Origin of the sequence: Tardiphaga sp., assembly GCF_025356345.1 — a bacterium.
Lineage (GTDB): Bacteria > Pseudomonadota > Alphaproteobacteria > Rhizobiales > Xanthobacteraceae > Tardiphaga.
This window is the reverse complement of the sequence record NZ_JANXTC010000009.1, coordinates 1-11,478: the sequence shown is the minus strand read 5'-3', so window position 1 is coordinate 11,478 and position 11,478 is coordinate 1. Positions and strand designations below refer to the sequence as shown.

The following is an 11,478-nucleotide window of genomic DNA, read 5'->3' as shown; positions in this document are numbered from 1 at the left end:
GCCGCTTCCGGCCATATTCCGCCGCGCATGCGCCAGTTCCTGATCGCGGTCGGCGTGCTGGTACTGGCCGGGGCTGGACAGGCCGCGTCGGCGCCAAGCTCGATCCCCACCGCCAGCGGCGTCGTCGCCAGCCTCGCAGCGCTTGGCCTGGGCGGCATGATGGCCTTTTGCGGCGCCCATTTTGCACTGCGGAAGGCCTGATCGTCCGACATGAAAATCGCGCGGGTTTCCCCGCGCGATGTCCTTGTGATGCAGTACGGCGGGGATCAGCTCGCGGCGCGCATGTTGATCTTGCCTTCGGCCAGCGAGGTCAGCTTCTTGTCGGTGGCCTTCTCTTCGTCGAGCGTCTTCTGCAGCACGTCGGCGCAGTCGTTGCGGCCGAGCTGGCGCGCCCAGGCGATCAGGCTGCCATAGCGAACGATCTCGTAATGCTCGGCGGCCTGCGCGGCGTTGATCAGAGCCGCGTCGAGCACGGCCTTGTCATCGACCTCGCCGGCGGTCTCGTCGGCCTCCTTGATGATGCCGTCGATCGCCGGGCAGTTCACCGCCTTGACCTCGGCGCCATGCATCTTGAACACCTGTTCAAGCCGCTGCACATGCACCTCGGTCTCTTCCAGGTGAGTCATAAAACCCTGCTTGAGCTGCGGATCGGTGGCCTTGTCGGCCATCTTCGGCAGCGCCTTCACCAACTGCTTTTCGGCATAATAGATATCCTGCAGCTGGTGCACGAACAGATCGTCCATGGTCTTGATGTCTTTGGTGAACAGTCCCATTGCTGCTATCCTGCGGCTGGAGCGAACCCGCGCCCGCGGCACTTCGTCTCGCTCGGTTTCGATATTTCAGTAACCGGCGCCGGTGAACCTTGTTCCTCCAGAAAGCCGCTTTCAGCATGGAACATCGGCTCGCTCCGCCCTATATGAAACGTAGCAGTGCGCGGATCGCGCAATCCTGCTAACGGTTTTCGGGGTAATGTTGGCAAGATGTCGGCGGGTATTTGGCAACCTTCGCCGCTGTTAACGCTAGCCTTGTCAAGGACTGCACAACGCGTCGTTTTTGCCGTAAGGGTTCTGGCTGATGAGTGAACTTCGCGTATGAGTGAATTGGTCGCCGCTTGCTGTCTCACGCCCCCATCGACTTTCCCCCTGTTCGCGTTCCGCCGGGAGGGCGCATGCAACGCATGCTGACCGCGCTCGGGCGCGGCTTCAAGCGATACATCGGCTGGAAACGGCTTGGTGTCGCGGTAAGCCTGGTTGTGATTGGCCTTGCCATCACCCATCTGGTCCGCACCCTGAAGGGCGTGGACGCGGCCGTGATCCTGTCGGCGATCGCCGAGAAGTCACCGATGCAGATCGCGCTGGCCGCGCTGTGTGTGCTGGGCGCGTTCGGCACGCTCACCTTCTACGATTACTTCGCGCTGAAAACGATCGGCAAGACCCATGTGCCCTACCGCATCGCGGCGCTGTCGAGCTTCACCAGCTACACGATCGGCCACAATATCGGCGCAACCGTCTTCACCGGTGGCGCGATCCGGTTCCGGATCTATTCCGACTATGGCCTCTCGGCCATCGACGTCGCCAAGATCTGCTTCATCTCCGGCCTGACCTTCTGGCTCGGCAACACCTTCGTGCTCGGCATCGGCATGATCTGGCATCCGCAGGCCGCCTCGGCGATGGACCTGCTGCCTGACGCGGTGAACCGGATGATCGGATGCGCCGGCCTGGCCGGCATCGCCGCCTATCTGGCGTGGCTGTCGGTCGGCAAGGGACGCCGCGAGCTAGGCCAGAACGGCTGGAAGGTAACGCTCCCCTCCGCCCGGCTGACCCTGCTGCAGATCCTGATCGGCGTGGTCGATCTCGGCTTCTGCGCGCTGGCGATGTATCTGCTGGTGCCGAACGACCCCGGCATCGATTTCGTGTCGCTGGCCGTGGTGTTCATCCTCGCCACTTTGCTCGGCTTTGCCAGCCACGCGCCGGGCAGCCTCGGCGTATTCGACGCCGCGATGCTGGTAGCGCTGCCGCAATTCGGCCGCGAGCAGCTGGTGGCGACGCTGGTGATGTTCCGGATCCTGTATTTTCTGATCCCCTTCGCCGTCGCCATTGCCATCATGGGTAGCCGCGAGCTGTGGCTCAGCGTCGTGATCCCCTGGCAACGCGGGCGCGCGGCGGGAGAGGCTCAACGTCTCGCCGCGTCTTCCGCGGTGGCGCCGCGGCCGGTCAAGCGTCAGGCTCAGGGCTAGGACAGCGCGGCCCGTTGGCTTCCGGCTGCCTTCCTCTTATTTCCGCCCCATAGCTGACATTGATGATCGCCATGACCTCATCCCATTTGCGACGTTCGTTCACCCTGCTCGCTCTGCTGCTCGGCTTGCTCGGCGCCCTGCCGATCGAGCGCGCGGCGGCGCAGTCTTCCGGACCGATGCAGATCTCCTGGGAGGTGCGCAACCGGTTCCGGCTATTCCGCGAGGAGCGCGACTTCCAGCTTCATGCGGAAGCGCTGCGCAACCGCGGCATCCTGGCTTCCGAGCAGGCGCTGGCGGTGCAGAGCGACGGCCGCGGCTGGGCGCGCAATACGCTCAGCCGGCTATGCGTCGATCTGGCCGGTAAGCTCAGCGAGCCCTGCACCCGCGACACCGTCAAGGAGAGCTATCTGACCCCGGTGGACCATCCGGTGACGCTGCGCCTGACCGGCGATGTTCCAGTCGGCGCGGTCTGCGCATGGACGCTGGATGATGGCGACGGTCCGCGGCAATCCAATTTCGACTGCGCCGAGCCGGTGGATTTTCGCGCGGTCTATGGCAAGCGGACAGTGGCGATCGTCGATGTCACCAGCGGCGGCGAGGCGCCGCAGCGCGTCACCACCGACATCAGGGTGCGCGACGTCCTGATCGCCGGCCTCGGCGATTCCATCGCGTCCGGCGAAGGCAACCCGGACCGGCCGGTGGCGCTATCCGATGACGGCTTCTGCTTCCGCTCGCTGCTGGGCGGCGTCACCGGCGGCATGTTCTATCGGCCGAGCCGCGCCGGCTTCAAGGGCGGCCGCGCCTGCGAATCCTACGATTCGCTGCAGTCCTGGCAGCGCCAGGGCGCGCTGTGGCTGAATTCGGCCTGCCACCGCTCGCTGTACAGCTACCAGACCCGCACCGCGCTGGCGTTGGCGGTGCAGTATCCGCATATCGCCGTGACCTATCTGCCGCTGGCGTGCTCGGGCGCGACCATTGCCGACGGCCTGTTCGGCAAGCAGCAGGCGCGCGAATGCCTGACCACCAAGACCGCGACCAGCTGCGCCGGCAGCGTCAACGCCCAGCTCGGCGAGCTGCGCGAGGCAATGGTCGCCGCGAAGCGCCGCCAGCCGGATCGCCGCCTCGACCTCGTGCTGCTGTCGATTGGCGCCAATGACATCAACTTCTCCGGCCTCGTCGCCGACGTGATCGTCGATAACCCGACCGAGCGCGCGCTGTTCAAGCGTGGCGGCATCCTGGGCTCGGTGGAGGATTCGCGCGCCGCGCTGGCGCGCGACCTGCCAGCCGGCTTCGGCCGACTGCGCGAGGCGCTGAAGCCGCTGCTCGCCGGCGACCTGTCGCATGTGATCTTCACCGCCTATGCCAATCCGACCTTCGCCAATGGGGCGCCCTGCCCCGGCGGCCCCGCCGGCTTCGACGTGCATCCATCCTTCAACGCCGATCCAGGCCGCCTCGCCAATGTCGCCAACTTCGTCGAAACCGAATTCCTGCCGCAGCTCAAGGCCATCGCCCTGTGCCAGGGCGGCGTGATCTGTCGCAATCCCGACGCTGATCGCATGACCTATGTCGATGCGCATCAGGCGACGTTTGCCAATCACGGTTTTTGCGCGCGCGGGTCGGCCGATCCGGAATTCGACCGGGCCTGCTTTTCGGCCAGGGGCGACAGCTTTGAGGCGGGCCTCGTCGAGGCCGCGGCGCAGCCCATGACCTGCGGCCGCGGCGCCAGCGAGTTCCGTGCCTATGCGCCGCGCGCCCGCTGGATCCGCGACGCCAATGACAGCTATTTCTCGGCCATGACCTATCCGCAGGGAATGTCCGCGGCGGTGCAGCCGTCGGATATTCACGATGCCACCTGGGGGATTCTATCGGCGGTCTATGGCGGCGCGATACACCCAACCGCCGAAGGCCATGCGGCGATGGCCGATGCCGCGCTGCCCGCCGCGGCCACCGTGTTGCGGCTCGGCGCCGAGGCCGAAGTGACCAGCGAGCCGCTCGGTCAGCCGTCGCTCAGATAGTTCTCGAACACCGGGCGATGACACCTGGCACAGGCCCGTCATCACAGCATCGACATCAATGAACGGCGGCGTTGGCCTTCTTTACCGGAGGCTTCGCCGCCCCGACGGTCGGCAGCTTCATGGCCGCGGCCTGGGTCGGAAGATATTTCGAAACCACCGTCGCATCCAAGACTGCCAAATTGGTATCAGGTAACCGGAACCAGGTTTCATCCTTGCCCAGCAGTGCGATCCCCCAATAGCCGCGCACGGTCAGCGTCTGGCCATCCGGACTAATGCTCATCTTCGCCTTGTAGATCTTGCCGTCGCGCGGATCGAGGATGTTGCCGTTTTCATATTTCAGACCGTCCTGCTTCATGTCACGGATGAAAGAGAGGCCGAGTACCGCGGCACCTTTGCGGTCATCGACGCATTTGGTGCAGTAGTCGTCGCCCGGCTTGTCGTCGACATCGACAAAGGTCTTGGCGATAGCGCCTTCGAAAACACCACCGCGATCCAGCATCAGCACCCAGACCACCGGCTTGCCCTTTTCGACCTTTTGCCAAAGGCCTGCCGCGCTTGGTTCAGCCGCGCGAAGCGGAGCCGTGAATAGAGCGAGGGCTGTGAGGCTGGTCGCAGCGAAGGCGATCGCCAATGGTGATGGGGGTCGAACTCGGACCATGGTCATCCCCGGCATGTGAGGCAGTGCCATTCTGCAACTGCATTGTTTAATCGAACTTTGGTTTAATCAATCTTCCGCGATCACAAGAGTGGCGTCGCTTGATGGCTTTTGCAAGATCGCCAGCGCGGCGATGTATGTCCCGATGTGACGTCCGCCACAGCTTTGCCACAGCCGAGACCACCCGCGGAACCTGCGACGCGCACCCCCGCGGCTCGATATGGAAGCCCGGCAGTGGCCGCGCAGCCCTTGCCCGGTCGCGGCAACTGCGCTGTAACGAGGGCCGCATGACTGGAGATACATTTGTGAACGCACCCGCCCGCGCAGCGTCCCCGCTACTGGAGGACTTCCCCTATCACCTGTCCGACAATGTGCGCTTCGCCGACCTCGATCCGAACCAGCACGTCAACAACGCCGTCTATGCCAGCTATTTCGAAACCAGCCGGGTGATGCTGGTGAAGGATCTCAAGAATGGCCTGATGCCAACGGGACTAAGCTGGGTGCTGGTGCGCCTCGACATCCACTACCGCGCCGAACTGCACTGGCCTGGCACCATCGAACTGGGGCTCGGCGTTGCCCGGCTGGGCCGCACCTCGGCGACATTCTCACAGGTGGTCTTTTCGGGCGACAAATGCGTGGCCTCGGCGACCTCGACCACCGTGATGGTCGGGCTGCAAAGCCGCGAACCGACGCCGATCCCCGCCGAGGTCGTCGAGCGGTTCCAGCCCTGGATGCTGCGCGGCCACGCCGCGCCATGATTCGCGCCGCGCTGCTCGGCTTAGCCGCCCTGTGCGGCGTGATGCAGGCCGCGGCCGCGGACGACTGGCGGCGCGAGGATCTGCGGATTCCGATGGCCGCCGCCGGGCCACGCGGCCTCGAGGCGATGTTGCTGCGCCCGCCCGGCGCGCGCCGCTATCCGCTGGCGCTGATCAGCCACGGATCGCCACGCGCCGCCGCCGACCGCCCCGCCATGAATCCCTATCGGCTCTATGCCCAGGCGACGGAATTCGCGCGCCGCGGCTTTGCCAGCCTGGTGGTGATGCGGCGCGGCTACGGTACCTCGGACGGCGGCTATGCCGAGAGCAGCGGCCCCTGCGATCACCGCGACTATCGGATGGCCGGCCAGGCTTCAGCCACCGATCTGCGCGCGGCGATCGACGCCATGCGAGGCCGCGCCGACGTCACCACCGAGGGCATGATCGCGGTCGGCGTTTCAGCCGGCGGTTTTGCCAGCGTGGCGCTGGCCGCCGATCCGCCGCCCGGACTGGCCGCCATCATCAGTTTTGCCGGCGGCCGCGGCTCGCGCGCCGACGACGACGTCTGCGATGAAGCCGCGCTGGTCGCGGCCTTTGCTGGCTACGGCAGGACCGCGCGGCTGCCAATGCTGTGGGTCTATGCCGCCAACGACAAGTTCTTCGGGCCGGATCTCGCACATCGGCTGCACGGGGCATTCACAGCTGCCGGAGGCCGCGCGCGGTTGATCGACGCGCCGGCGTTCGGCAGCGATGGCCATGCGCTGTTTTCCGCGGCGGGCGTACCGGCGTGGACCCCAATGGTGAATGGTTTTCTGCGCGAGCAAGGTCTCGGCGTCCGCGATCTGATCGCCGCGCCCGGCGTCACGCTGGCGCCGCCGCCGCAATTGCGCGGCACCGGCCGGGCCGCGTTCGACACCTATCTGGCAAGTGGTCCGCACCGGGCGTTCGCGGCGTCACCGAAAGGCGCGTTTGCGTTTCGCACCGGCGAACGCTCGGTGGCAGAGGCGGAGGAGAAGACCCTCGCCGCCTGCGCCAAATATGCCGGCGACTGCGCGATCTATGCGGTGGACGACCGGCTGGCGGTCACCGCCGAGCCGCGTCCGCGCTGATCAGGCCTGCCGTTCCGGGGTGATGACCACCAGGCCGTCAAGCGCGTCGGTGATCTTGATCTGGCACGACAGCCGCGAGTTCGGCTTGATGTCGTAGCCGAAGTCCAGCATGTCCTCTTCCATCGGGGTCGGCGCGCCGACGCTTTCCTGCCAGGCTTCATCGACGTAGACGTGACAGGTGGCGCAGGCGCAAGCGCCGCCGCATTCGGCTTCGATCCCGGGGATGGAATTGCGGATCGCCGCTTCCATCACGGTCGAGCCGACCTCGGCCTCGATGCTGCGGGTTTCGCCGGAATGATCGACAAAGTTTATCTTGGCCATGATGCTCGCGCTACCGGAAGGGAGATACCGGCTGTCCTATACCGGGTCGTTCCCGATCACGCCAGCGGGCCCATGGGAAAACCATGGCGGGACGGTCGGCTCAGGTCCGGTTGAGTATGCTGTCGATCGCCTGTCGAGCTTCCACCACCGCGTCATTCAGCGTCATCATCGCCTCGGCGGCGTCGCTGTCATCGCGCAGGGCGGATTCCAGCCATTCGGCGGCCTCGGCGACCTGACAGGCGCCGATCGCCTGGGCGGAGCCCTTTAACTTGTGCGCCAGTTCGGCAGCGTCCGCCGGGAACCGGGCCAGCGCCTCCATCAGGCCGATGGCCTGTCCGGCAAACATCGCCAGCACCTCCTGCTCAAGGCTGGCGTCGCCCAGCGTCATTCGATGCAGATGCGCGAGGTCGATCGGACCATCAACAGGGGCGAGCGGCGGCGATGGCATCCAGTGAACCTGTTCCAGATGAAGCGACATGATCAAGGCCCGATTTTCCGGCCGCGGGATTATCCGGCGACGGATTTGCGCAGCCAACCATGGAACTGGTTAACGAAACGTATCGCGCCTTTGTCGTATTTTTGCCGCCACTTTGACAGAAATCGGCCGGTAATCAGCCCTGAAGCGGTATTTTTGCCGTATGCAAGGCCGCTATCTTCATCGTTGTTAACGATGATTAAGAGTGTCTTAACGGAGTCCATTTCATTCGACGCACCAAGCCAATAGGATGTTCTTGGAAGTAGCGGACAAGCCGAGCGACCGGCTGTTGCGCGATCGCCCGCGGGGTACATTTGGGCGATCCCAGATGTAGCGGGCGAGCGTGTGGGACTTCCAGAAGCGTGAACAAGGGGCGTGGACCAAACATGGCAAACAACACCAAAAAGTCCAAGGATCCAACCGAAGTCGCCCTTTCCGCTATCCAGGAAGCCCTGAATATCAGCGATGCGCCGATGGTCGATCGCGACCAGCCGACGATCCGCCACGACAATGCGGCGCCCAATTCATCCTTTGACGACAACGCGTTCGACACGCGCATGGCCAATGACCGTCCGTCGTTCGACCAGATGGACGAGACGCGTTTCACGCGCCGTCCAGCCAATGACGACCGCGAGACTATCGGCCAGATCCTGCAGGCGATCCAGAAGGGCCGCCCGGCCCGCAACGTCTACACGCTGGCCTCGCTGTTCGCCGCGGCGTGGGCGGTCGGCGCCGGCCTGCTCACCATCAGCTTCCTGCCCTCGCTGCAGGCTTTCATCGGCCAGGGCGCCGGCGGAACCCTGGCGCTCGCCGGCCTCGCAGTGGTATTTTTCGCGCCGATCCTGCTGTTCTATTTCCTCGCCAGCTTGGCCTGGCGCGGCCAGGAACTCGCCATGATCGCGCAGTCGATGGCGCAGGTCGCAATCCGTTTTTCCGAGCCAGAAGGCGCTGCCAGCGACTCCATGGTCACTGTCGGCCAGGCGATCCGACGTGAAGTCGCCGCCATGGGCGACGGCGTCGAACGCGCGATCGCGCGCGCCGGCGAACTCGAAACCCTGGTGGCCAACGAAGTCTCCGCGCTGGAGCGCGCCTATTCCGACAACGAAGTGCGGATTCGCGCGCTGCTGCAGGACATCGCGCATCAGCGCGACAATCTGGTCGGCCAGGCCGAGCAGGTGCGGTCCGCGATTTCCGGCGTGCAGATCGATCTGCGCCACGACATCGCGCTGATCTCCGACGCCATCGCCTCGCGCGTCGATGAAGTCGCCAAGAGCATCACCGGCGCGCTCGAGGAGCGTGGCGAACACATCACACGGGCGCTCGGCAATGCCGGCGACAACATGATCCTGGCGCTCGGCGAGCGCGGCGGCGACCTGCTCGACCGTCTCGAGGAAGCCAGCGCGGAAACCACCCGCGCGGTGCTCGACGCCAGCGAGCGCCTGACCACCAGCCTGAACTTCAAGACCGGCCACGTCCATGACGAGTTCGTCGACCTCGCCGACCGCGTTCACGAGATGCTGAACGAGCGCATCGACCGCATCACCACCGAATTCGAGCAGCGCTCGTCGACCATCGTCGATCGCGTCTCCGACCGCACCGAGCAGGTCCATGACAGCCTGAAGAACTCCAGCGACTCACTGCTGCTCGAACTCGAGCTGCGCAGCGGCGATCTGGTCAGCAAGATCGACGATGCTGGCAACCGGCTCGCGACCCGCATCATCGAAAGCGGCGACAAGGCCTCCGAGGCGCTCGACGTCACCGTCAACGCGTTGGTTGCCAAGGTCGCCAGCCAGACCGAGACCGCGCACGACACCATCAGCCTGCAGATGAGCGCGTTCGACGAACTGGTGAAGGAACAGGGTTCCGAACTGGCCGAGAAGTTCTCGCGCGATTCCGGCACGCTCGGCGCGCTGATCACCCGTCACATCTCGGAATTCGACCGCACCGTGAAGACCTTCGGCGGCGAAGTCGTCGATCGCATGGGGCAGCGCACCCAGGACATCACCGACACGCTGAAGACCTATGTCGACAATTTCGACACCCGCTTCACCGCCAACAGCGGCGAGATCGCCACCACCCTCGACAACCGCCTGGCGCAGTTCGAGAACACCTTCGAGTCGCGCGTCAACAATCTCGACGCCGCGCTGGATACCCGCATCCAGTCGTTCGACGTCTCCGTCGACGGCCGGCTCAAGAGCCTCGAGGAAGCCTTCGATTCCCGCGCTCTGTCGGTCACCGCCACGATTGATACCCGGTTGGAAAACCTTGCCACCACGCTGTCCGATGGCGCCAACCAGGCGGTCACTTCCGTCGATTCCCGCCTGACCCATCTCACCTCGTCGCTGACCGACGGCGCGGTGCAGGCGATCCATTCGATCGACGCCCGCCTCACCTACTTCACCTCGTCGCTCACCGACGGTACCGCGCAGGCCATCGAGGCGATCGATCGCCGCATCGCCAATGTCACCGAGACCATCGACTCGCGCAGCAACCATCTGGCTGACACCGTCACCGCGCGCTTCCAGATCATCCATGAGGGCCTCGAGAGCCGCGTCGGCCTGGTCGCCAATGACATCGAAACCAGGGTCGGCCAGTTCGAGGAACTGCTCGGTTCGCGCATCGAGGCGGTCGCCGGCCGCATCGAGACCTCGGGTCGCATCGCCAGCGATTCGCTGATGGCCCGCGCCGAGGAGCTGTCGCATGGCATCAAGTCCCATGTGGAAGACGCCGAGCGCTCGCTGACCTACCTCGCGGTCAATACCAGCGAGACCATCCAGGCCGGCGCCCGTGCCGCGCAGGAATCCCTGCTGACGGTATCGACCGACGTCGGCGCGCAGCTCAAGCTGACCTCCGCCGAAGTCGAGACCGCCCTCACCGCCGTCAGCAGCAACGCCGCGAGCTCGATCCTCAACAGCGCCCGCGACGCGCAGACGGCGCTGGTCACGGCGTCGAGCGAAACCTCGCTGCAGATGAAGGAGCTGTCCGCCGACATGGAGCGGACACTCACCACCGTCGGCGCCGCGACCGCGGAATCGGTGCTGTCCGGCGCCCGCGCCGCGCAGACCACGCTGGTCAATGTGTCGAGCGAAACCTCGACGCAGATCAAGGAGCTATCCGCCGACATCGAGCGCACGCTCACCGCCGCCGGCGCGGCGACCGCCGAATCGGTGTTGTCCGGCGCCCGCGCCGCGCAGACCACGCTGGTCAGCGCCTCGACCGACGCCTCGCAGCAGGTGCGGTCGCTGGCCGCGGATGTGGAGCGCTCGTTGATCGCCGCCGGCACCGCCAGCGCCGAATCCATCCTCGCCAGCACCCGCAACGTCCAGGCCTCGCTGATCGATGCGTCCTCGGAAGCGTCCAACCAGGCCCGCGGTCTCGCGGCCGATATCGAACGCAGCCTGATCGCCGCCGGTACCGCCACCGCGGAGTCGATGGTGAGCGGTGCCCGCGAAGCGCACTCCACTCTGGTCAACGCATCCGCCGATGCCGCCAGCCAGGTCAAGTCACTGGCGATGGATATCGAACAGAGCCTGATGGCGGCCGGCAATGCCAGCGCCGAATCGATGGTGACCGGCGCCCGCGAGGCCCAGTCGACCCTCGTCACCGCGTCCTCGGATGCCGCCAACCACGTCAGGTCGCTGGCGATCGACATCGAGCGCAGCCTGACCACTGCTGGAAACACCAGCGCCGCGACCATGGTGTCCGGTGCCCGCGAGGCCCATACGACCCTCGTCGCGGCCTCCTCGGACGCCGCCAACCACGTCAAGTCGCTGGCGATCGACGTCGAACGCACGCTGACCGCCGTTGGCGCCGATACCGCCGCGGCCATTCTCGGCAGTGCACGCGAAGCGCAGAGTTCGCTGAACACGGTTGCCGCCGGCACCGCCGCCTCGATCCTGGGCAGCGCCCGTG

The 11,478-nt window shown here is 65.6% G+C and carries 8 protein-coding genes and 2 pseudogenes; 6 read left to right on the top strand and 4 right to left on the bottom strand.

From position 1 onward, the window contains the following. Nucleotides 1–201: pseudogene (locus Q0S16_RS00315) on the top strand (hypothetical protein); the annotation flags it as partial. 65 nt (nt 202–266) lie between these two features. Here Q0S16_RS00315 and Q0S16_RS00310 read toward each other — a convergent pair. Then, the gene (locus tag Q0S16_RS00310) at nt 267–773 is read right to left on the bottom strand and encodes a ferritin-like domain-containing protein (RefSeq protein ID WP_295843784.1); all 507 of its coding nucleotides are present in this window, start codon (nt 771–773) and stop codon (nt 267–269) included. Between the two features lie 395 nt (nt 774–1,168). On the opposite strand from Q0S16_RS00310, the gene Q0S16_RS00305 reads away from it, so the two are divergent. Both Q0S16_RS00305 and Q0S16_RS00300 read left to right on the top strand, forming a co-directional pair. Then, nucleotides 1,169–2,236, top strand: a complete 1,068-nt coding sequence (locus Q0S16_RS00305) for a YbhN family protein (RefSeq protein WP_295843783.1) — start codon at nt 1,169–1,171, stop codon at nt 2,234–2,236. 71 nt (nt 2,237–2,307) lie between these two features. Next, nucleotides 2,308–4,251, top strand: a complete 1,944-nt coding sequence (locus Q0S16_RS00300) for a hypothetical protein (RefSeq protein WP_295843782.1) — start codon at nt 2,308–2,310, stop codon at nt 4,249–4,251. Between the two features lie 55 nt (nt 4,252–4,306). On the opposite strand, the gene Q0S16_RS00295 is transcribed toward Q0S16_RS00300, so the two are convergent. Next, a complete protein-coding gene (locus tag Q0S16_RS00295) occupies nt 4,307–4,909 on the bottom strand; it encodes a DUF2147 domain-containing protein (RefSeq protein WP_295843781.1) in 603 nt (200 codons plus the stop codon). Nucleotides 4,910–5,211: 302 nt separating this feature from the next. On the opposite strand from Q0S16_RS00295, the gene Q0S16_RS00290 reads away from it, so the two are divergent. Next, nucleotides 5,212–5,664 carry a thioesterase family protein gene (locus Q0S16_RS00290; protein WP_295843780.1) on the top strand — a complete coding sequence of 151 codons (453 nt, stop codon included), beginning with the start codon at nt 5,212–5,214 and terminating at the stop codon, nt 5,662–5,664. Then, entirely contained in the window at nt 5,661–6,770 is a 1,110-nt protein-coding gene (locus Q0S16_RS00285) for a CocE/NonD family hydrolase (RefSeq protein ID WP_295843779.1), read from the top strand. The genes Q0S16_RS00290 and Q0S16_RS00285 overlap by 4 nt, the downstream gene beginning before the upstream one ends. Here Q0S16_RS00285 and Q0S16_RS00280 read toward each other — a convergent pair whose 3' ends face one another. Further along, a complete protein-coding gene (locus Q0S16_RS00280) occupies nt 6,771–7,091 on the bottom strand; it encodes a 2Fe-2S iron-sulfur cluster-binding protein (protein ID WP_295843777.1) in 321 nt (106 codons plus the stop codon). A gap of 100 nt (nt 7,092–7,191) precedes the next feature. Beyond that, nucleotides 7,192–7,569: an Hpt domain-containing protein gene (locus Q0S16_RS00275; protein ID WP_295843775.1), complete on the bottom strand. Its 378-nt coding sequence runs from the start codon at nt 7,567–7,569 to the stop codon at nt 7,192–7,194. A gap of 383 nt (nt 7,570–7,952) precedes the next feature. Here Q0S16_RS00275 and Q0S16_RS00270 point away from each other — a divergent pair. Beyond that, nucleotides 7,953–11,478, top strand: a pseudogene (locus tag Q0S16_RS00270) (methyl-accepting chemotaxis protein); the annotation flags it as partial.